The following is a 20679-nucleotide window of genomic DNA, read 5'->3' on the forward strand; positions in this document are numbered from 1 at the left end:
CGGCCATGGGGGGAGTGTGCTGTGAAACGGATACGTGTCGTCGCGCTGGTGGTCGCGACCGGACTGCTCGGCGGCGTGGGCGCGGTGGGGTGCGGGAAGGGCAAGTCCGCCAAGGTGGCGACGGACATCGCTCTGGAGGCGGCAGGGGTCATTGCCGAGGGTGCCTTCATGAAGTCGCCGGGAGTCGACCTGCCGGACGTCAGGCCCGTCGCCCAGGCGGGCGACAGGACGAAGGGCGACGCCCGCGGCGCCTTCGGCGGCACCCGTAACCGCGCCCGGTGCGACAAGGCGCAGCTGCTCGCGGAGCTGGCCCGCGACCAGATCAAGGCGAGGGCCTGGGCGGAGGCCCGCGGCATCGTATATGAGCGCCTCCGGGAGCACATCGAGAGCCTGACCTCGGTGGTGCTGATCCGCGACACCCTGGTGAAGAACCACAACTACAAGGGCGACGGCAAGATCACCGAGTATCTGTCGGTGCTGCAGGCGGGAGTCGCGGTGCTCGTGGACGAGTACGGGCAGCCGGCCGTCAAGTGCAACTGCGGCAATCCGCTGAAGGACCCGGGGAACATCGACCGCAAGGCCTCGACCTACAAGGGCGAGCGCTGGGCGGGCTTCGTCGAGGTCAACGTCACGATCGTCGTTCCGCGCGACAAGGACGACGGTCCGCTGCGGAAGATCACGCTCGCCGACCCCCAGCAGCCGGACAAGGGCTTCGAACGCGCGGTGGGCACGGACGGCACCCAGGACTCGGCGACCGTTCCCCTGCCGACGCCGAGCCCGTCCGCGCCGCCGAGCGGCGTCCCGAGCGGCGCCCCCACCGGCACGCCGTCCGGCAACCCGTCCGGGTCGGGGTCGCGGCCGCCGACGTCCGTTCCCTCCGGCACGCCGTCGGCCGGGGGGTCGGGGTCGTCGCGGCCACCGACCGGTGTGCCGTCCACCCCGCCGCGCACGGGGACGCCTCCGCGCACGGCGACGCCGCCGCTCCCGCCGCCGTCCACGGCCAAGCCGGTGACGCCGACCCGCTCGGCGCAGCAGGTGCCCGTGACCCCCACCCGCCTGGCGCCGCCGGAGAAGACGGTGGCCCCGCCGGTACGGACCACGGCGGCGGCACCGGAGAAGACCGTCGCTCCACCCGTGCGGACCACGGCCGCGGCTCCGCCGCCGAAGACGGCCGCCCCGCCCGTACGGACCACGGCGGCCGCCCCGGCCTCTCCCCCGCGTGAGAAGCCCGTGGCACCGGCCCCGGCCTCGCCGCCGAAGGAGAAGCCCGTCGCGCCGGCCGATCCCCCGCCGGCCCGGACCGCGGCTCCGCCCGCGCGGACCGCCGCACCGCCGGCGGGGGCGTCCGCCGGCTAGCCGGGGGCCCGTGCCGCCGTCCGCAGGGCGGAGCGGGCGCGGTCGAAGTGCCGGGCGGTCACCTCGTAGGTGGGGCTCGCGTGCAGGCCCCGCGCCCGTTTCACGGGATCCGGGTGCGGGTTGCGGTACAGCCGCTCGGCGAGCCCCTTCAGTCGCAGCATCACCGGCGCCGCCGTCCCGATCGCGGACGGGGCGCCGGTGAAGGCGTACTCGAGGACGCACAGCAGCTGCGCGTACACCTCGTTGAACTCCTCGGCGGCGCGCCGCACCGCGCTGCCGCGCGGGTAGTCCTCGACCCTGGCCTCGGGGTCGATGGGATGGACGTCGCGCCAGGAGACCTCGACGGCGGGGCCGGTCGGGCCGCCGGCGGGGGTGTCGTGGGGGCCGTAGGCGCGCTGCTGCAGGAGCTCGTTGAAACGGAAGTAGTGCGCGGGCTCCCTGGCCTCCCCGAAGATCTGGTCGTCGGAGTCGAAGACGGACATGCTCGCGCCCTCGCCCTGGTCGGTGATCACTTTGAGCGCCTTGAGCGCCGAGGCCAGGTCGGTGACCGGGAAGACCTCGCCGCCGGAGTTGTAGAAGTGCTCGGGGCCCACCTGGCGGGCCCGCTCGCCGCGGAAGAGGACCGCCTCGCCCAGCTCCGCCGACAGCCGCAGCATGCCCTCGCGGATGGTGTTGTAGAACTGACCGATCGAGGTCCAGCCCTCCTCCCCGGCCGCCGACGGGTGTCCGGGCGGCCCGGTCAGGTACTCGGGCTGCTCGATGCGCAGGAAGGTCTCCAGGGCCTCGGCTCCGAAGTGGCGCAGGTGGACGACGATGTGGTCCCTGCTGTACGGCAGCTTGGCGGGATAGCCGGTGACGAACCGTGAATGGGCCACCAGGGGCTCGCCGCCGACCGCGTTGAGGAGGTTGGCGACGAGCGTCATGTGGAGCATCTCCTCGAGCACCACGCCGCGGACCGCGTAGAAGGCGGGCCGGTTGGTGCCGGCCCGCAGCGTGTACATCGCCGTCAGGTAGGGCGGGATGGTCAGGTGTTCCAGCGTGAGCGCGGCCTGCAGGAACAGCTGCAGGTCGGCGCGGTCGCGCGGGACGCGGAAGGGTGGTTCGCGGACGACGGCGGGGCTGGCCGGGCGGCTGGTCACGGCTGTCCTCCCTGACGGACGACGGCGGGCCGGCGCAGCTCGGTCAGGTCGCGGTGGATCTGTTCGGCGCTGCGCAGGGCGAGGGCGGCCATGGTGAGCGAGGGGTTGGAGGTGCCCATCGACGGCATGCTGCCGCAGCCGACGGCGTAGAGGTTGCGGTGGTCCCAGCAGCGCTGCCACTGGTCGACGACGGAGGTGCCGGGCGTGTCGCCCATGATGTGCGTGCCGCCGCCGTGCCCGGCGCCGTTGAAGACGAAGTCGCGGCCGTCGTGGCGGAACCAGCCGGGGGCGAGGGGGCCGGGCCGGTAGGCGGTGTGGTCGTCGGCGCCCAGGATGCGGAAGATCTGGTCGGAGACGTCCTTGGCGGCGGCCATGCCGCGCTTGACCCGTTCGGAGAGGTCGTAGGTGATCACGGGCCGGGGGTTGCCGAGCCGGTCGCGGTGGCGCGGGTCGACGGTGACGCGGTTGCGGCTCTCCGCGTCCTGTTCGAAGGCGAACTGCAGGCTGAACTGGCGGCCGGTCTCCCGGCCCAGGGTCGCTCGCAGCCGGCGGCCGAACACGCCCTTGGCGCGGGGCGCCGCGGAGTCGGGGCCGATGCCCAGCAGCCGGGCGACGTCGCTGCCCGGGGAGCCGGCCGGCCAGCTCCAGCCCCAGTTGGCGATCTCGATGCGGAAGGGGGCGCGGCCGGCGCGGGGCGCTCCGGTGCGGAAGTTCTCCAGGCCGGCGGTGGAGCCGGGGCCGCGGTAGGGGCCCACCGGGTGGTCGAGGAGCCCCCAGGTGAGGAGGGTGGGGTGGTCCATGAGGTTGCGGCCCACCTGTCCGCTGCTGTTGGCGAGCCGGGAGGCCAGGAGCAGCTTGGCGTTCTCGATGGCGTGGGCGGCGAGGACGACGACGGCGGCCTCGGCGGTGCGGGTGGTGTGCACGGGGGTGGCGGGGTCGTCGTAGTGCTGGTACTCGACGCCGGTGACGCGGCCGTTCGCGGCGGTGAGGACCCGGCTGACGACGGCCTGGGCGACGAGGGTGACCCGGTGGCTCCAGGCGGCCTGGGTCTTGAGGGGGTTGTACTTGGCCTGGACGGGACAGATGGGCACGCAGGAGGCGTTGCCCACGCACCGCTCGCCGTAGTTGGGCAGGCCGGCGGCGCCGACGGGGCGGAAGCCGCGGCCGCCGTCGTAGCGGGGGTCGGGGGTGCTGTTGCGGGCGTGCGGGGTGGTGACGACGCGCAGGACGGTCGGCGGCACGTCGGGGCGCTCCCGGACCGTGGCCCCGTCGAGCCGGTCGGCGATCACGGTGTCGAGGTAGCTGCGGGGGATCCGCTGCATCGGGTAGGTGTAGCCGGGCGGGAAGGGCAGGCCGATGGCCTCGCCCTGTTCTGCGGCGTCGCCCGCCACGCCCAGCACGCGTTCGGCGGCCCGGTAGTGGCTCTCCAGGTCGGCGTAGCCGATGGGCCAGTCGCGGCCGTAACCGTAGGTCGTCCGGGTCCGGAAGTCGTCCGGGTGCATGCGGGGCACGAGGCCCATCCAGTGCATGGCGGTGCCGCCGGTGACGCGCAGGTAGTCGCTGGCGTAGGGCAGGGCGCCGTTCTGGACGAAGTAGCCGTGGGCGCGGTAGCCGCCCGCGGGCAGGCCCTCGAGGTCGAGGACGTTCGGCGAGGGGGCGGCGGCGTTGGGGCGGTAGGGGGAGTTGGGGGCCTTGGCGAGGGCGGAGTAGTAGGTGTCCATGGCGTCGAGGTGGCCGGGCCAGGTGTCCAGGGTGCGGGTGCCGGCCTCGAGGACGAGGACGCGCCAGCCCTGGTCGGCCAGCTGCCCGGCCACCAGGGAGCCGGCCAGGCCGGCGCCGACGACGATGACGTCGTAGCGGTCGTTCACGCCGCCCCCTCCGCCCGTCGGGCCGCCGCGGGACGGACGGGGGCGCCGGGCGGCGGGACGGCCCAGGTGCCGAAGCCGGGCGGCTTGGCCCCCGGCGGGTGGCCGTGGAAGGTCCGCCAGACCAGGCCCTCGGTGTACGCCTCGGGCGAGACCACGAAGGCGGCGTTGGCCCGCTCCCGGCCGAGCGCGGAGTGCGTGGAGCGGGCCAGTTGCGGCCAGACGCCCAGGTACCACAGGTGGGTGATGGCGCGGGCGATGTCCCGCGAGGTCTCGTCGGCCAGGCCGTCGGGGTCGCCCCCGGCGGCGGCCATGGCGGCGAGGAAGCGCCCCACGGCGGGGCGGCCCAGCTGCGCGATGGTGGTGTCGTGGTACAGCCGGACCATGCCGGTGGCCCGCAGCTCGAATTCGTCGAAGCCGGTGAGGCGTTCGGAGACGGCGACGAACCCGGCGTGCTCGGGCCGGGATCCGCCGGGTTCGGGCGAGGGCGCTTGCAGCTGACCGTCCATGTGCGGGGTTCCCCCATCTGTGCGACTGCCCCATTTCTAGCGGAGAGTCCACTTTGGGAGAAGGGCCGCGAACGCCCTTCACCTGTAGGGGGGTTGCCACGGCGGCCGGGAGCGCTCCCGCCAGGACACGTCCTAACGCTGCACGAGGTCGCCCGGATCGGTGTTGGCCCCGCAGACCACCACCGCCACACGCTCGCCGGCCTCGGGGACGTAGGCATTGCGCTCCCCCGCGCCGAGGGCGGCCGAGGCGGTGGCACCGGCGTGTTCGACGGCGAGGCGGCGGTCGTCCCAGAGCGTCTGGCGGGCGCGGACGATCTCGGCGTCCGGAACGAGGACGGAGCGCACGTCGGCCCCCCGGGCGACGGCCAGGGCCGTCGGGGAGACCCGGCGGGCGCCGAGCGCGTCGGAGGCGACGGAGTCCACCTCGACGTCGACGACGGCACCGGCCTCGAGCGCGGCGTTGAGGGCCCGGCAGTTCTCGGGCTCGACGGCGACGGTCCGCAGGCCGTGGTGGCGGGCGGCGGTGGCGACGCCCGCGAAGAGCCCGCCGCCGCCGACCGCGACGACGACCGTGTCCAGGCCGGGGACCTGCTCGCGGATCTCGTCGAGGAGGGTGCCCGCGCCGGCCGCGATCAGCGGGTGGTCGTAGGCGTGGCTGGCCAGCGCGCCGGTCGTGGCGGCGAACTCCTCGCAGGCGGCCAGTGCCTGGGCGTACTCGGTGCCGACCAGCCGCACGTCGGCGCCGTAGCCGCGCAGCTTGGCGACCTTGACGTGGGGTGCGTTCTCGGGGAGGAAGACGGTGGCGCGTACGCCCTGCAGGCGGGCGGACCAGGCGCAGGCGAGTCCGGCGTTGCCGCCGGAGGCGATGGTCACGCCCGCCTCGGGCAGGGTGCCGGCCTCGCGGTGGGCGGCGAGGAAGTTGTGGGCTCCGCGGGCCTTGAAGGAGCCGGTGTGCTGCATATGCTCCAGCGCCAGCCATACGCCGTGGCCGGCGGGCGTGACGGTGACGGGCCGGACGTGCCCCGCGAGCCGGTCGGCGGCCAGCTTGACGTCGTCGTAGGTGAGGCTGTGCACAGTGCGTTGCTCCTTCGGAGAGAGATGACCGATATGCCCGGACCGCGCGGTGCGCGGTGTCCTCACGAGGGGCGGGACGCGGCGTCCAGCAGCACTTGCGCCGCTTCCCGCGCCTGCCGTGCGGCCTCCGCACGGCCCGAGAGGGCCGCCGTGGTGATCGCGCCCTCGGCCAGCAGCAGGAGGTGGTCGGTCAGCGGCGCCGGCGCCCCGGCCTCGGCCACCAGGCCGGACAGATACCGCCGGAAGGCGTCCTTGTGGGCGCGGGCGGCGGCCGCCACGCCGGGCGACGTGCCGCCCAGCTCGCCGAAGGAGTTGACGAACGCGCAGCCGCGGAAGCCGGGTTCGGCGAACCACAGGCCGAGCCAGTCGAAGACCGCGAGCAGTCGCTCCCGCCCCGCCGGGCGGTCACCGGCGTACGCGGCCAGCGCCGCGCGCCAGCGCTCGTCGCGCCGCCGCAGACAGGCCTCGACCAGCGCCTCCTTGGACGGGAAGAGCTGGTAGAGCCGCTTGAGGGAGACGCCGGCGGCCGTGCGCAGGGCGTCCATGCCCACGGCCTGCAGGCCGTGGGCGTAGAAGAGTTCCCCGGCCGCGTCGAGGACCCGGGCCTCGGCGCTCGCCCCGTCCGGTGCCGCCTGCGTCATGTCCGCCTCTCCTTGCGCGAGAACCATCGTTCTCCTACGCTACCGCACACCATGGAGAACGATCGTTCTCCGCCGCGAGTGACCAAGGGGAGAGTCATGCCCGACAGCAAGCCGCCGTTCCCGCCCTTCACCACCGAGACCGCCCTGCTGAAGGTCCGGGCGGCCGAGGACGCCTGGAACAGCCGCGATCCCGAGCGGGTCGCGCTCGGCTACACCGAGGACTCCGAGTGGCGCAACCGCGACGTGTTCCTGACCGGCCGCGCGGAGATCGTGGCGTTCCTCCGCGAGAAGTGGGCGCGCGAGCTGGACTACCGCCTGCGCAAGGAGCTGTGGGCGCACAGCGGCAACCGCATCGCCGTGCGCTTCGAGTACGAATGGCACGACGCGGCGGGCCAGTGGTACCGCAGCTACGGCAACGAGAACTGGGAGTTCGACGCCACCGGCCTGATGCGGCGGCGCTACGCGAGCATCAACGATCTGGCCATCACCGAGCGGGACCGCCGCCTCGCGCCGCCCCCGGAGTCATCCGCAGCGGCGTGAGCTGCTCGATGTCGTAGCGCTTGCGCAGCTCGGCGATCGCCTCGTGGTCGACCTGCGGGCCCGAGGCGAGGATGTCGAACAGCTCCTCGAAGTAGCGCTCGTGGTCCGGCGGGGGCGACGCCTGGAAGAACATCCGCACCGGGTCGGACGTCGGATTGGCGAAGGCGTGCGGGCAGCCGGGCGGCACCAGGATGACGGTGCCCGCCCGTGCCCGCACGCAGCGCTGCCCGGAGGAGGACTCCCACTCCCGCCAGTTGTCGCGGGTGCGGACGCGGGGCTCGAAGGCGAGGACGTCGAGTTCGCCCTCGAGCACGTAGAACAGTTCCTCGCTGCGGGTGTGCAGATGGGCGCCGACGTCGAAGCCCGGGGGGACGAGGACCTCGAAGCTGGAGGCGGCCCGGGAGTGCTCGCCGGTGACCTTGAACGTCACCTGTTGTGCCGCGGTGACCAGGGTCCGTCCCTCACCGGGGGGTACGACCAGTCCGTCAGGTGCGGTGATGAGCGTCATGGTGCGGGGCCTTTCGGTGCGGCCGGGGCGGCCGGCGGCGGTCACCAGGTGACGGGCAGGTTCTCCGGTCCGCGGATGAGCGCGCCGCGCTGCCACCGGATGTCCTCCACGGGCTCGGCCAGGCGCAGCTTGGGGAAGCGCGCGATGAGCGAGGTGAGGATGATCTCGGACTCCAGCCGGGCCAGCATCGAGCCCAGGCAGAAGTGCGGCCCGTGACCGAAGGAGAGGTGCGGGTTGTGCGCTCGGTCGAAGTCGATCTCGTGGGGGTTGTCGAAGACGGCGGGGTCGCGGTTGGCCGTGAGGTAGGAGGAGTGCACGACCTCGCCGGCCCGGATCAGCACGCCGGCGACCTCGACGTCCTCGGTGGCGATGCGGGCGATGCCCACGGCGTTGCGGTGCGGGATGTAACGCAGGAGTTCCTCGATGGCCTGCGGCAGGAGCGCGGGTTCGGCGCGCAGCCTGGCCAGGTGGCCGGGGTGGGTGAGCAGCGCGTAGACCATGTTGGCGCTGTTGTTGCGCACCGCGTGGGCGGCGCTGGCCTGGATCAGCAGGGCAATGGCGACGGCCTCCTCCGTGCTGAGGTCGCCCTGGGTCGTCGCCTCGGCCAGGTCGCCGGCCAGGTCGTCCTGGGGCTTGTCCAGGCGGGCCGCCAGCAGGTCGGTGAAGTAGCCGGCCATGGCCTCCTTGGCCTCTTCGCTGGCCTGGCGTGTGAAGGCGGCGGACAACAGGACGTTCGTCCACTTGGCCATCTGCGGCCGGTCCACCGGGGGGACGCCCATCAGGTCGCTGATCACGGCCAGTGGCAGCGGGCCGTGCAGGTGCTTCATCAGATCGGCGGGCGGGCCCTGCTCCTCCATCTGGTCGAGCAGGGCGTCGGCGGCGCGCTGGGCCCCCGGGCGCAGCCTCTCGAGGCTGCGGGTGGTGAAGGATCTGGCCACCGACTTGCGCAGCCGGGTGTGCTCGGGCGGGTCGGCGAAGCCCACCGCCTCGTCGAGCGGGATGAAGTGCGGGGCGAGCCGGGTGATGGGGCGTCCGACCACGGCCTGCCGGGAGAAGCGGGGGTCGGAGGTGACGAACTTGACGTCCTCGTAGCGGGTGACGAACCAGGCGTGCCCCTCGCCGTTGGGCAGCTTGACCCTGGAGACCGGCTCCTCGCGCAGCTGCCGGTCCATGAAGGGGTCGAAGTCCAGCCCGCGCAGGTCTCCTACGTCCCAGAAGCGTACGGGGAACTCTTCTGACACGGATTCGGTCGTCGTCATCGCTGTCCACCCACCCTGTGAGGAGCACGGCTGCGGCAAGACTCAACCTCCCCGCAAACACGCCGGGGCAGTTGGTCACGACGGGAAAATCACCCTTGCAGCCCATTTGTCGGATGGTCGGCCCGGCGATACGGCCGAGTGGCTGAGTGGCGGGCGTGGCAACCGCGGCCCCCGCGCCCGCGCGGCCGATGCTGCTCCGTATGGGCAGCGGGAGCGGCTGGTTGTCGGGGGTAGGCGCGAGGTGGCTGTGGGCGGTGCTGCTGACGGCGTCGCTGGTGACGGTGGGCCCGGGTGCGGCGCAGGCCCGCGGCCGGGACGCGGCGGGCGCCTTCGCGGCCGCGGACGCGCACATCGTGGCGGCCGACCAGGCGACGCGGTCGGTGTACGTCCTGGACTCGGCCCGGCGGCAGTGGGACGCCGACAGCGACGAGGCCGGGGTGCTGTGGTCGTGGAGCGCCGACGGGCGGGAGAGCCTGGAGGACCTGGATCCCGGCGTGACCTGGACCAATCCCAGCGAGGTCAAGCTCCGCCGGTTCGGCGGCCGGCGCTACCTGCTGACCACCGCCTCCGGCGGGCTGGCCGCCGTGGTGGGCTACCCGGACCGCGACGTGTACTGGGCGGCCGACACGGGCACGGGCAACACGCACAGCATCGAGCTGCTCCCCGACGGCAATGTGGCGGTGGCGGCCAGCACGGGCGGCTGGGTGCGGCTGTACGCGGCCTCCGCCGGCTCACGGGCGACCCGGCACGCCCAGTACGCGCTGCCGGGGGCGCACGGGGTGCACTGGGATCCGCGGACCCGGCTGCTGTGGGCGCTGGGCAGCCGGGAACTGGTCGCGCTGCGGGTCCACGGCCCGGCGGACGACCCGGGCCTGTCGGTGGCCCGCCGGGTGGAGTTGCCGACACGGGGCGGCCACGACCTGGCCCCGGTGCTGGGCTCGCCGGGACGGCTGTGGGTGACCACGGGTTCGGCGGTGTACCAGTACTCGACGACGCGGGAGGCGTTCGCCGACTACCGGTTGCGGTCCCGGATCAGCGCGCCGGGCGTCAAGAGCATCGGCGACGACCCGAACACCGGGCGGGTGCTGGTGACCCGCCCGGAGCCGGGCCACGCCTGCGCGTGGTGCACCTCCACGCTGGTGCTCTATCAGCCCGACGGGACGCGGACGCTGTTGCGCGGCGGGATGTACAAGGCCCGCTGGTGGAGCCCGGACCGGGGCGGCTAGTCCTCCAGTCCTCCGCCTAGCGGGAGACCGTGGGCGGGGCCTCCTGCAGGCGGGCGCGGACGTCGGCGGCGGCCTCGCCGCCGTCGGGGACCTGCTCCCACAGCGCGAGGAGGGCGGGGGCCAGGCGGTGCGCCCGTTCCCCGCTGTGCTGCCAGCAGTAGTGGGCCCGCTTCAGCGCGGCCAGCGCCTCGGCGTCGGAGGTGCCGCCCCGGGCCAGGCGGTTGGCGGCGGCCGACATCCACAGTTCGGCGGCGCGCGGGTGGTCGCCGGCGAGCCGGGCGAGGTCGGCGCGCACCTCGACCCACAGGGCGGCCTCGGGGCTGTGCGGGCCGTGCCGGCGCAGGGTCTGCTGTTCCCAGGCGGCCGCCATGGCCGCGGCCTCGTTGTGCCGGCCGGCCTGGGCGGCGGCGAGGATGCGCGGCAGCGGGTCGTCCTCGGGCTCCCGCAGGGGCTGCGCGGGCACGGGCGGCAACGGTTCGGCCCCGGCGGGCCCGGCGGGCGGCGCGGTGGCGGCGGCCGGAGCCGTGGCGACGGGCTGGGCGGCGGCCGCGGGCGGCGGGGCCGCGCGGTTGGCGAGGACGGGGCCGGTGGCGCCGTACCGCAGGGGCAGTGAGCCCTCGGGCAGCGCGGCCTGGGACAGCGCGAGCTGGTGGAGCAGGGCCGGGTCGAGGGTGGGTCCGGCGGTGGGGTGGCCGACGGCCAGGGCGGTGAGGAAGGCGCGGGTGTAGGGGCCGGCCTCCGGCGACGGCCGGTCCGGGGTGGGGGTGACGACCCCATTGACCGCCAGGCCGCCGGCCAGGCTCCCGTCGTGGACGGCGGCGCTGACGTGCGGCCAGGCGTGGGCGTCGGCCTCGGCGTCGACGAGCAGCAGAGTGGGTCCGTCGTGCTCGCGCAGGGTGCGGGTGAGCCATTCCCAGGGCAGTCCGGTGTAGCGGACGGTGGCCGCGGTGCTCTCCCGCAGGGCCAGGTGGACCTCGGTGCTGCGGCGGGCCGGGACCATCAGGTGGCCGGTGACCCACATCAGCAGCGGTCCGGGCACCCGGACGGCGTCCTGCAGGTAGGCCAGCACGCTCTGGGGGCCGGCCATGGCGGGCAGCTGCACCACGTCGGCCGAGGCGGCGGCGAGAAATCCGCGCGGGCCGGACCCGGCGATGGCGTGCGCGGTCGGGTTCGGCAGGGCGCCCCGCCGCCGGTCGGGGGTGCCGTCCAGCAGCAGGACACAACCATGGGTCGCGTGGTCCAACGCGCTCTTCCTTCCGGCCGATACGAGTGCCGTGACGTGACTCCGTGACGTGACGCAACTCTAGGCGCCGGTCCGGCGGCGGAGGGGCCGCTTTCTCCACCACTTCCGGCCCCCCTCTCCGCGAAATCCGACATGCACCCACATATAAGTCATATGAGACGTGCGTTTTTTCGGCGGAGAAACGGGAGTCGGACATGAGGAAGCACGCGGGCACGGCCGTGCTGGCCGCCCTGGGGGTCCTGGCGCTGGTGACGGTGGGCTGCGCCCCGCCGGAGGAGGAGCCGCGGCGCCCGGCGGCGGCCCCGGCCAAGCCGGAACGCATGGGGTTCACCCTGGTGGCCACCGGGGACGTGCTCCCCCACGACTCGGTCATCCGGCAGGCGCGGGAGGACGGCGAACGATCCGGCAGCCCCTACGACTTCCGGCCCATGCTGGCGGGCGTCCAGCCGGTCGTGGCCGCCGCCGACGTGGCGATCTGCCATATGGAGACGATCTACGGCGAGGAGAAGGGGCCGTTCAGCGGCTATCCGATGTTCGTCTCCCCGCCGCAGGTCGCCCGCGCGCTGAAGGAGACGGGGTACGACTCCTGCTCGACGGCCTCCAACCACACCCTGGACGCCGGGAGTACGGGCGTGCGCCGCACCCTGGACGCCATGGACGCGGCCGGCCTGCGCCACACCGGCTCGGCCCGCTCGGCCGCCGAGGGCGGCCGGGTCAACCTGCTGCGGGCGGGCCCCGCGACGGTCGCCCAGCTCTCCTACACCTACGGCACCAACGACATCCCCGTGCCGGAGGGCCGCCCCTGGACGGTCAACCTCATCGACCCCGGCCGCATCGTCGCCGACGCCCGCGCCGCCCGGAAGGCCGGGGCGGACGTCGTCGCGGTCAGCCTGCACTGGGGCACCGAGTGGCAGCGCGAGCCGGACGAGCGGCAGCTGACGCTCGCCCGGCGGCTGACGGCCGCCACCACCGCCGGCCGCCCCGACATCGACCTGATCCTGGGCACGCACAACCATGTCCCGCAGGCGTACGAGAAGGTCAACGGCACCTGGGTCGTCTACGGGATGGGCGACCAGCTCGCGGGCGAGATGTACAACCCCGAGGGAGACCAGGACGCCAGGGGCAACCAGAGCTCCATCGCCCGCTTCACCTTCGCCCCGCCCACCGCGGCCGGGCGGCGCTGGCGGGTGACGAAGGCGGAGTTCGTTCCCCAGGTCACCGATCTGCGGCGGCCGTTCAGGGTGCTGGACCTGGGCCGCACCCTCGTCAGGGAGCCGGGCCGGGCGGACCTCGCGGAGGCCAGGGAGCGGATCCGCGACGCGGTACTCTCCCGCGGTGCCGCGAAGGACGGCCTGGTCATGACCGGCTGACGGGCCTTCGCCACCCGGACGGTCCGGCCCCGCCCGGACCGTCCGGGTGCCGCGCCCCGGCGGCCTACCCCATGGCCCGGCGCGACTCCGCCGAGTCGTCGAGGGCGCCGCGGGTGAGGGTCCTGCACACCGGGATCTCGCCCGTGGTGTCGACATAGCGCCCCGCGACCCAGGTGTTGCGGTCCCTGACCAGGTACCACATGGCGTTGCCCGCCACGTCCTGCGCCCGCGCCTTGCAGCGCAGGGGGACCTGGGCGTGGTACTTGATCACGCCCTTGACCGCGGAGTCCGTGGTCGGGAACACCCGCTCGTTGATGCCCGAGGAGGCGGTGACCGCACCGTAGGGCCGGGCGGGCGGAGCGGCCTGGGCCGGGACCACGGCGAGCAGGGACCCGCCGAGCGCGGCCGCCGCCAACACACCGGCCGAGGCCTTTCCGCAACGGACGGCGAGCGTACTGAACATGGGAACTCCCTCGATGCGAAGTGGATCACGCATTCACCCGGTTCCACATGAAATGTCGTCATAAACACTAATCCATCAGCTGTCCGCCTTCTTGGCCCTGCTGGGCTGCACGCGCTTGGGCTCGCCCTTCATCTTGGGGTGCTCCGGCGGGTAGGGCAGATCGCCGAGGCCGTGCTCGCGCTCGTCGCGGGCGGCCAGTTCCAGCGCGGCGTCCAGCCGGCAGGGGTGCTCGTCCATGTCCGCGTGCACGTCACCGACCTCGGCGAACCGGGCCGGCATGGTCACCAGGTCGAAGTCCTCCGGCACGGCACTGGTCAGCTCCTCCCAGCGCAGCGGCGCGGAGACAGGCGCGTGGGCGCGGGGCCGTACGGAGTAGGCGCTGGCGATGGTGCGGTCGCGGGCGGTCTGGTTGTAGTCGACAAAGATCTTTTCGCCGCGCTCCTCCTTCCACCAGGCGGTGGTGACCCGCTCCGGCGCGCGCCGCTCCAGCTCCCGGGCCACGGCGATCGCCGCGCGCCGCACCTGGACGAACGTCCACTCGGGGACGATGGGGACGAACACGTGCAGGCCGCGCCCGCCGGAGGTCTTGGGCCAGCCGGTCAGGCCCAGCCCCTCCAGGACGTCCCGCAGTTCCCCCGCGGCCCGCACGGCGTCCGCGTAGTCCGTGCCGGGCTGCGGGTCGAGGTCGATGCGCAGCTCGTCGGGGTGGTCGGTGTCGTCGCGCCGCACCGGCCAGGGGTGGAAGGTGACGCACCCCAGGTTGGCCGCCCACAGCACGGCCGCGGTCTCGGTGGGGCAGATCTCGTCGGCGTACCGGCCGCTGGGGAAGGCGATGCGGCCGGTGGGGATCCACTCGGGGAGGTTCTTGGGCGCTCGCTTCTGGAAGAACGACTCGCCCGTCACCCCGTCGGGATAGCGCTCCAGGGTTGTCGGCCGGTCCCTGAGGGCGCGCAGGATGCCGTCCCCCACGCTCAGGTAGTAGCGGGCGAGGTCGTACTTGGTGAACCCGCGCTCGGGGAAGTAGACCTTGTCCGGGTTGGACAGCCGTACCGTGCGCTCGCCGACGGTGAGCTCCAGTGCCTCTGCCATGCCTGCCACGCTAGGCGGACCCGGCGGGCGGCGCCCGTCGGCGGGCGGGGGGCCGGGGCCGCCCGCACAATCCGGAGCATGGACCTTCCGGTGATGCCTCCCGTGGCTCCCATGCTCGCCAGGCCCGCGGCGGCCATTCCGCCCGGCATGCAGTACGAGGCCAAGTGGGACGGCTTCCGGGCGATCGTCTTCCGCGACGGCGACGAGATCGAGCTGGGCAGCCGCACCGGCAAGCCGCTCACCCGCTACTTCCCCGAGCTCGTCGCCGCGCTGCTGGCGCAGCTGCCGGAGCGCTGCGTCGTGGACGGGGAGATCGTCATCGTGCGCAGCAGCCGTCTGGACTTCGACGCCCTGCTCGAGCGCATCCACCCCGCCGACTCACGGGTACGCCATCTGGCCGAGGTGACCCCGGCGAGCCTGATCGCCTTCGACCTGCTCGCGCTGGGCGACGAGTCGCTGCTGGCCGCGCCCCAGCACGAGCGCCGGGAACGGCTCGTCTCGGCCCTGCGCGGGGTGCGCGACCCGGTGTTCGTCGCGCCCGTCACCGAGGACCTGGGCGTGGCCACGGGCTGGTTCGAGCAGTTCGAGGGCGCGGGCCTGGACGGGGTGATCGCCAAGCCGCCGGGGATGCCGTACCGGCCGGGCGAACGGGTCATGGTCAAGGTCAAGCACGAGCGCACCGCGGACTGCGTCGTGGCGGGTCTGCGCCCGCACAAGAGCGGCCCGGTCGTCGGCTCGCTGCTGCTGGGCCTGTACGACGACGCGGGCCGGCTGCAGCACGTGGGGGTGTGCGCCTCGTTCCCCATGCGCCGCCGCCAGGAGCTGATGGCGGAGCTGGAGCCGCTGCGCATGCCGGACGTCACCGGGCACCCGTGGCAGGAGTGGGCCAGCGCCGAGGCCCAGGCCGCGGGCCGGCTGCCGGGCGGTCCCAGCCGCTGGACCGGCAAGAAGGACCTGTCCTGGGTCGCGCTGCGGCCGGAGCGGGTGGTCGAGGTCGCCTACGACCACATGCAGGGCGACCGTTTCCGCCACACCGCGCAGTTCCGCCGCTGGCGCCCGGACCGGGAGCCGGAGCAGTGCACGTACGCGCAGCTGGAGGAGCCGGTCGGCTACGACCTGGCGCGCGTCCTCGGCACCGGCTGACGGGCGCCGGCCGCCCGTACCCCGGCCGGGACCGGCTGACGGGCACGGTTGGGTCGTGCGGAGCAACGACTCCCCGGGTGAGGTGGGAAATACCGATCTGACGTATTGCCATATCTCAAGCTGGTATGAGCACCGTTGTCCGGCAGGAAGGGTGACGCTCATGCCCAGCGCCCGAACGACCCGTCCTCTCCCCGGTGCGCGGCGCCGCGCCCTCGCGCTGGCCTGCGCGGGCACCGTGTGCCTGGCGCCCGGCGCGGGGGCGGCGCCCGCCTCCGGCAACGGCACCGGCGGCGATTCCCCCTTCTGGACCGAGCCCCGGCCCCGCGCCGCCAAGCAGGCATCGGCCTGGCAGGAGCGGGGCCGGGAGGAGGACGCGGCGGCGGTGCGGCGCATCGCTGAACAGCCGACGGCCGTGTGGATGCCCGGTGACGGCGACGACCCCCGCGAGCGGGTCGCCCAGGTCACCGAGGAGGCCGAACGCGCGGGCCGCATCCCCCTGCTGGTGGCGTACAACATCCCGCACCGCGACTGCGGCCAGTACTCCTCGGGCGGCGCTCGGGACGCGGCCGCCTACCGGGACTGGCTGGCCCGCGCGGCCGACGGGATCGGCGACCGCCGGGCGTGGGTGGTGCTCGAGCCGGACGCGATCGCCCAGTGGGCGACCTGCCTGCCTCAAGAGGCGAAGGAGGAGCGGCTCGGGCTGCTGGCCGACGCTGTGCGGGCGTTCAAGCACCGGCGCGGCACCTCGGTGTACATCGACGCCGGCAACGCGGGCTGGGTCTCCGACCAGGAGCTGCTGGCCGACGCGCTGCGCCGGGCGGGGATCGGGCAGGCGGACGGGTTCTCGCTGAACGTCTCCAACTTCCACACCACGCCCGTCACCCGTGCCTACGGCGACGGGCTCTCCGACCGGCTGGGCGGCGCCCACTACATCATCGACACCAGCCGCAACGGCAACGGTCCGCTGCCCCCGGCCGCCCAGGGCGCCGGGGACGAGGCGTGGTGCAACCCGCCGGGACGGGCGCTGGGGTCGCCGCCGACCACGGCCACCGGTGACCCGCGCGTCGACGCCTTCGTGTGGGTCAAGCGGCCCGGTGAGTCGGACGGCTCCTGCCGGGGGGCGCCTCCGGCCGGCCACTGGTGGTCGGAGTACGCGCTGGGCCTGTCGGGCCGTCAGCCCCTGCTCAAGGCCCCGGCCACGCCACCCGCACCGCCCGCACGGCAGCCGGCACCACAGCCTGCCCCGCAGGCCGCACCACAGCCTGCCCCGCAGCCGCGCCCTCCGGCCCAGGCCGCACCGCCCGCACCCCAACCCGCACCGCAACCCGCACCGCGGCCGGCGCCGCTGCCCGCCCCGCAGCCGCCGCACCCCGCACCGGCCGGCTGACGGCCGGCCGGCCGTCGTCAGCGGACGTGCACCCACACCGCCCGGGACGGCGTGCCCGCCCGGTCGGTGAGGAAGAGCATGTACCAGCCGCCCGGCACCAGCGACGGGTCCTGCGGGACCGTCACCGAGAGCGTGCCGCTGCGGGCGGCAATCGGCAGCGCGACGGACCGCTGTTCGACGTCCGTGGCGTGGGTGACGGCGCTCGGCCGCATCAGCCGGGCCGTGGCCACCTGGCGCGGGTCCGCCCCCGGCACGGTCAGGGCCGCGCCGCGCCGCGCCTCGAGGGGGCCGGTGCGCAGCGTGGGCCGGCGGTCGCGGTAGAGGTAGGGCGGGGTGTAGACCTCGATGCGCTGCTCGAAGACCCCCATGCGGGTGTCGTCCTTGTCCGCGAACAGCGGGTTGGAGCCGAACACCGCGATCCGCCCGTCGGGCAGCAGCAGCGCCTCGGAGTGGTAGTTGCGGCCGACCGTGGGCGCGGCGGCGGTGCGGAAGGCGCGGCGGGCGGGGTCGTAGAACTGGGCGCGCAGGATGTCCGAGCCGCGCTTGCCCCGGTAGTCGCCCGAGCCGCCGGTGGTGAAGACCTTGTCGTCGGGGGTGAGCACGGCGTTGAGGTAGCGGGTGCCCTGGGGCAGGTCGGGGCCGGGGGTGTAGCGGGGGGAGGGGACGCCGAGGTCGGCGATGGCGGTGCGCCGGGTGGAGGCGTGGGACTCCCCCACCCCGCCGCCGCCGAGGATCATCACCTTGCGGTCCTGGGCGGGGGGCAGCAGCACCGAGGCGGAGGTCTCGGTCATGTCCTGCTGCGGCAGGCCGGGCACGGGGACGAAGGAGTTGGTCTCCACGTTCCACAGGCCCGGTGTGCGGCCCTTGTCGGCCGGGCCGTAGCCGGCGTTGGAGCCGGAGTAGAAGAGGCGGCCGCCGCCGGTGAGGAAGAGGGCGGGGTAGGTGGGGAAGTAGCGGTTGGGGCCGGGGGACCAGGTGCGGGTGCGGGGGTCGTAGATCTCGTTCTTGCCGGGGATGATCTCGCCCATGTCGTCGAGGCCGGAGACGGTCAGGACGCGGCCGTCCTCGAGGGTCACCAGGGTGGGGTACCAGCGGGCCTCGGACATGGGGTCGACGGGCACGTAGCGCTCGGCGATCGGGTCGAACTCGTAGGCGTCCTTCAGGCCCTGGAAGTCCTTCTTGTCCAGGCCGAGCTTGGCCGCGAGCCCGTAGAGGTCGTGGGTGTCCTTCCCGGTCAGCCCCTGGATGCGGTACTGGTCGGCGGTGTGGGTGATGCCGCTCTCCCCCGTGGTCTCCGCCTCGACGTACACCCGGGCCTGGGAGGCCGTCACCCTGACCTTCTTCTTCTCGTCGTCGCCCTTGCCCTCCTCGGTGACGTCCTTGGTGGCGCGGGGCACCAGCACCGGCAGCTGGGAGCGGTAGCGCTTGCCGGAGGAGCCCACGAAGACGGTGCCCGCGGGGAAGGTCCTGGGGGCGTCGGGGTTCTCGTTCTTCACCAGCATCGCGCCGCCCGCCCGTTCGACGTCGCCGGTCAGCTTCTCGTAGCGGGCGGTGCCTCCGGCCACCAGCAGCCGTCCGTCGGGCAGTTGGGCGTGCCCGGCGCAGAACATGTCCTTGGGGGTGGGCACCGTCGTGAAGGTGTTGCGCACGGGATCCCACAGCACGCTGCGGAACGTCCCGGCCCGGAAGTTCTTCTCGTCGTTGCCGGAACCGGCGATCAGCAGCACCTTGCCGGTGCGCAGCAGGGCGGCGTGGATGGCGTTGATCCGGAACCCGGCGGGCACGTCCACGACGTCCCAGTGGCCGTAGCGTGCCTTGTACGAGGGCTGGTTGACGGCGTAGTCGTGCCAGGCCCGCTCGGCGAAGCCGGTGGCCGCCGGTCCGTTCGCCGCGAGGAGCGCCAGGACGCATCCGCTGCCCAGCAGCACCTTGCGTGTCTTGGCGTTCGGCAGATACTTCACGGCACTCACATCCCATCGATCACATAGGGCGCCGCTGTCCCACGGGCCGGGAGGCGCCGCCCTGCGGCTCGGGGGCGGCCGGGCCCGGGTCTGAGGCGAGCGCCGGGGTCAGGGCCGGGACGCCGACCGGGGAGGGGAGCCCCGTGCCCGCCGCCCGGCGCTCCCACCACAGGCCGCCCTGCCAGACGCCCAGCGGGCCGAGGGCGGTGACCAGGGCCAGCAGGGCCCAGATCCGCATCGCCGTGTGCGCGTGGCCGAGCGCCCAGGAGCACAGCAGCGACAGCGCGAAGACCCCGGCCCACACCAGGTGGGTGCGGAAGGTCGCCATGCAGTCGGGGCTGGCCGAGTCTCCCTTGGGTGTGACCACGAACCGTGAGCGGCGGCGCAGCAGCGCCTCGCTCAGGGAGCGTGCGTACAGGGGCGCGGAGAGCGCGGACATCACCATCCCGGCGGCCCCGGAGGAGCCGGCCGGCTCGTGGGGGCTGACGTTGTGCCGCCGGTTCCAGACGTAGAGGCCGACCTGGAGGGCCGCCGCGTCGCAGTAGAGCATCAGCCACAGCGACGACTCCACGGTGATCCCGGAGGCGCCGAGACCAAGGAACAGCGCGCAGGTCAGGGCGCCCAGGATCCAGTTGAGCGCCGCCATCGGGTAGTAGGCGACCATGAAGCCGTAGTTGATCAGCCGGCCGGGCGGCAGCGTCCACACGGCCCGCCAGAACTGCCGCAGCAGCGTCTCGTACGTGCCGCGCGACCAGCGCAGCTGCTGGGAGAAGAAGTCGGTCCAGGACGAGGGCCCCTCCCCCACGGCCAGGACGTCGGGGGTGTAGACCGACTTCCAGCGCCGGCCGGTGGCGGGGTTGCGGCGGCGGTGGATCTCCAGTCCGGTCGCCATGTCCTCGGTGATCGAGTCGAACAGGCCGCCGATCTGGCGCAGCACGCTGATGCGGACGCAATTGCTGGTGCCGACGAACATGGGCGAGCCGTAGGCGTTCCCGGCCCGCTGGATCAGTGCGTGGAAGAGGAACTGCTGGCTCTCGGCGGCCTTGGTGACGGCGGTGGTGTAGTTGCCGTAGACCTGGGGGCCGACGACGAAGGCGACGTCGGGGTCGCGGAAGTAGCCCAGCATGCGCTCGAGGAAGTTGGGCAGGGGCACGTGGTCGGTGTCGACGCAGGCCATGAACTCGTAGTCGTCGCCGTGCGCGTCCAGCCAGGCGTTGTAGTTGCCGTGCTTGGTGCGGGCCCGGAAGCATCCCGAGGGCTGGTTCCAGCGGGCGACGCCCTTGCGGGAGAAGTGGCGCACGCCCAGCCGCTCGCACAGCCGCCTGACCTCGGGGTCGTCGCCCTCGTCCAGCAGCCAGACGTCCAGCGGTCCGTCGTGGGCAATGCCCACCGCGCCCTCGAGAGTCGCCCGGACCATGGACAGTGGCTCCTTGCCCGGCACGAAGCTCGTCAGGAAGGCCACCCGGGTGCCCGGCTGGGCGCGGACGGGCACGGGGTCCCTGGCCACCCAGGTCGCGTGCGCGTTGGAGGCGACGTTGACCACGCGGAACAGCTCGATCAGGCCGATGGAGACCAGCATCACCGAGTCCGCGCACCGCTCCCAGTCGCTGACGTAGGGCCGGTAGAGCCAGTGTTCGGGTGAGATCAGCCAGAGCAGGAGCGCCACGGAGACCAGGGGCGCGGCGGCCACCAGCAGCATCACGCCGGGGCCGCCGCCGGGCCCGCGGCTGAGCAGCCGCCGGTAGCGCACCCGGTAGGCGCCCTCGGGCGGGTCGGTCAGCTCCCCGGCCAGTCGGCTGAAGCCCGCGTAGTCGTATCCGCCCGGACCACCGCTGCCGGTGGGTTCGACCACTCCCCGTCCGCCGGGGCCGTCCGGGTCGTCGGGGCCCCGCCCGCCCCGTCCCCT

18 protein-coding genes are annotated in these 20679 nt (G+C 73.9%); 6 read left to right on the forward strand and 12 right to left on the reverse strand.

Features of this window, described 5'->3' with window-relative positions:
- Nucleotides 1-21: 21 nt before the first annotated feature.
- Nucleotides 22-1356, forward strand: a complete 1335-nt coding sequence (locus ACIG36_RS12425; RefSeq protein WP_399925888.1) for a DUF6777 domain-containing protein — start codon at nucleotides 22-24, stop codon at nucleotides 1354-1356.
- Here ACIG36_RS12425 and ACIG36_RS12430 read toward each other — a convergent pair.
- The 5 genes from ACIG36_RS12430 to ACIG36_RS12450 all read right to left on the reverse strand — a co-directional run bounded on the left by ACIG36_RS12430 (nucleotide 1353) and on the right by ACIG36_RS12450 (nucleotide 6584).
- Nucleotides 1353-2495 (reverse strand): ferritin-like protein, encoded by a 1143-nt coding sequence (locus ACIG36_RS12430; protein WP_399925890.1) that lies wholly within the window; start codon nucleotides 2493-2495, stop codon nucleotides 1353-1355. The two genes, ACIG36_RS12425 and ACIG36_RS12430, sit on opposite strands and share 4 nt — an antisense overlap.
- Nucleotides 2492-4363 carry a GMC family oxidoreductase gene (locus tag ACIG36_RS12435; protein WP_399925892.1) on the reverse strand — a complete coding sequence of 624 codons (1872 nt, stop codon included), beginning with the start codon at nucleotides 4361-4363 and terminating at the stop codon, nucleotides 2492-2494. Before ACIG36_RS12435 ends, ACIG36_RS12430 begins: the two co-directional genes overlap by 4 nt.
- A complete protein-coding gene (locus tag ACIG36_RS12440) occupies nucleotides 4360-4869 on the reverse strand; it encodes a hypothetical protein (protein WP_399925893.1) in 510 nt (169 codons plus the stop codon). Before ACIG36_RS12440 ends, ACIG36_RS12435 begins: the two co-directional genes overlap by 4 nt.
- 132 nt (nucleotides 4870-5001) lie before the next feature.
- Nucleotides 5002-5943, reverse strand: a complete 942-nt coding sequence (locus ACIG36_RS12445) for a threonine/serine dehydratase (protein WP_399925895.1) — start codon at nucleotides 5941-5943, stop codon at nucleotides 5002-5004.
- 62 nt (nucleotides 5944-6005) lie between these two features.
- Nucleotides 6006-6584, reverse strand: coding sequence for a TetR/AcrR family transcriptional regulator (locus ACIG36_RS12450; RefSeq protein ID WP_399925897.1), 579 nt, complete (start codon nucleotides 6582-6584; stop codon nucleotides 6006-6008).
- Nucleotides 6585-6680: 96 nt separating this feature from the next.
- Here ACIG36_RS12450 and ACIG36_RS12455 point away from each other — a divergent pair, with 96 nt between their 5' ends.
- Nucleotides 6681-7124 carry a DUF1348 family protein gene (locus ACIG36_RS12455; protein ID WP_399925900.1) on the forward strand — a complete coding sequence of 148 codons (444 nt, stop codon included), beginning with the start codon at nucleotides 6681-6683 and terminating at the stop codon, nucleotides 7122-7124.
- On the opposite strand, the gene ACIG36_RS12460 is transcribed toward ACIG36_RS12455, so the two are convergent.
- Nucleotides 7069-7632: a cupin domain-containing protein gene (locus ACIG36_RS12460; RefSeq protein ID WP_399925902.1), complete on the reverse strand. Its 564-nt coding sequence runs from the start codon at nucleotides 7630-7632 to the stop codon at nucleotides 7069-7071. The genes ACIG36_RS12455 and ACIG36_RS12460 overlap by 56 nt on opposite strands.
- A gap of 41 nt (nucleotides 7633-7673) precedes the next feature.
- Entirely contained in the window at nucleotides 7674-8891 is a 1218-nt protein-coding gene (locus ACIG36_RS12465; RefSeq protein WP_399925904.1) for a cytochrome P450, read from the reverse strand.
- Nucleotides 8892-9091: 200 nt separating this feature from the next.
- On the opposite strand from ACIG36_RS12465, the gene ACIG36_RS12470 reads away from it, so the two are divergent.
- Entirely contained in the window at nucleotides 9092-10117 is a 1026-nt protein-coding gene (locus tag ACIG36_RS12470) for a DUF6528 family protein (protein ID WP_399925906.1), read from the forward strand.
- Between the two features lie 16 nt (nucleotides 10118-10133).
- Here the strand turns inward: ACIG36_RS12470 and ACIG36_RS12475 are convergent, their stop codons facing one another.
- The gene (locus tag ACIG36_RS12475) at nucleotides 10134-11360 is read right to left on the reverse strand and encodes a hypothetical protein (protein ID WP_399925908.1); all 1227 of its coding nucleotides are present in this window, start codon (nucleotides 11358-11360) and stop codon (nucleotides 10134-10136) included.
- A 194-nt stretch (nucleotides 11361-11554) separates the two neighbouring features.
- Here ACIG36_RS12475 and ACIG36_RS12480 point away from each other — a divergent pair, with 194 nt between their 5' ends.
- Nucleotides 11555-12730 (forward strand): CapA family protein, encoded by a 1176-nt coding sequence (locus ACIG36_RS12480; protein ID WP_399925910.1) that lies wholly within the window; start codon nucleotides 11555-11557, stop codon nucleotides 12728-12730.
- Nucleotides 12731-12794: 64 nt separating this feature from the next.
- Here the strand turns inward: ACIG36_RS12480 and ACIG36_RS12485 are convergent, their stop codons facing one another.
- Nucleotides 12795-13193, reverse strand: a complete 399-nt coding sequence (locus tag ACIG36_RS12485) for an SH3 domain-containing protein (protein ID WP_399925912.1) — start codon at nucleotides 13191-13193, stop codon at nucleotides 12795-12797.
- A gap of 75 nt (nucleotides 13194-13268) precedes the next feature.
- Nucleotides 13269-14282: a non-homologous end-joining DNA ligase gene (gene ligD / locus ACIG36_RS12490; RefSeq protein WP_399925914.1), complete on the reverse strand. Its 1014-nt coding sequence runs from the start codon at nucleotides 14280-14282 to the stop codon at nucleotides 13269-13271.
- 78 nt (nucleotides 14283-14360) lie between these two features.
- Between ligD and ACIG36_RS12495 the strand changes: the two genes are divergently transcribed.
- Nucleotides 14361-15425 (forward strand): ATP-dependent DNA ligase, encoded by a 1065-nt coding sequence (locus ACIG36_RS12495; protein WP_399925916.1) that lies wholly within the window; start codon nucleotides 14361-14363, stop codon nucleotides 15423-15425.
- Nucleotides 15426-15585: 160 nt separating this feature from the next.
- On the forward strand, nucleotides 15586-16812 hold the full coding sequence (locus tag ACIG36_RS12500) for a glycoside hydrolase family 6 protein (protein ID WP_399925918.1): 1227 nt from the start codon (nucleotides 15586-15588) through the stop codon (nucleotides 16810-16812).
- A gap of 17 nt (nucleotides 16813-16829) precedes the next feature.
- Here the strand turns inward: ACIG36_RS12500 and ACIG36_RS12505 are convergent, their stop codons facing one another.
- Together ACIG36_RS12505 and ACIG36_RS12510 are read right to left on the reverse strand one after the other, a co-directional pair.
- Nucleotides 16830-18773 carry a galactose oxidase-like domain-containing protein gene (locus ACIG36_RS12505; RefSeq protein WP_399926445.1) on the reverse strand — a complete coding sequence of 648 codons (1944 nt, stop codon included), beginning with the start codon at nucleotides 18771-18773 and terminating at the stop codon, nucleotides 16830-16832.
- A 19-nt stretch (nucleotides 18774-18792) separates the two neighbouring features.
- Complete coding sequence (locus tag ACIG36_RS12510) at nucleotides 18793-20625, reverse strand: glycosyltransferase family 2 protein (protein ID WP_399926448.1); 1833 nt, start codon at nucleotides 20623-20625, stop codon at nucleotides 18793-18795.
- Between the last annotated feature and the right edge of the window lie 54 nt (nucleotides 20626-20679).

Source organism: Streptomyces sp. NPDC053048, from assembly GCF_044547045.1.
GTDB lineage: Bacteria > Actinomycetota > Actinomycetes > Streptomycetales > Streptomycetaceae > Streptomyces.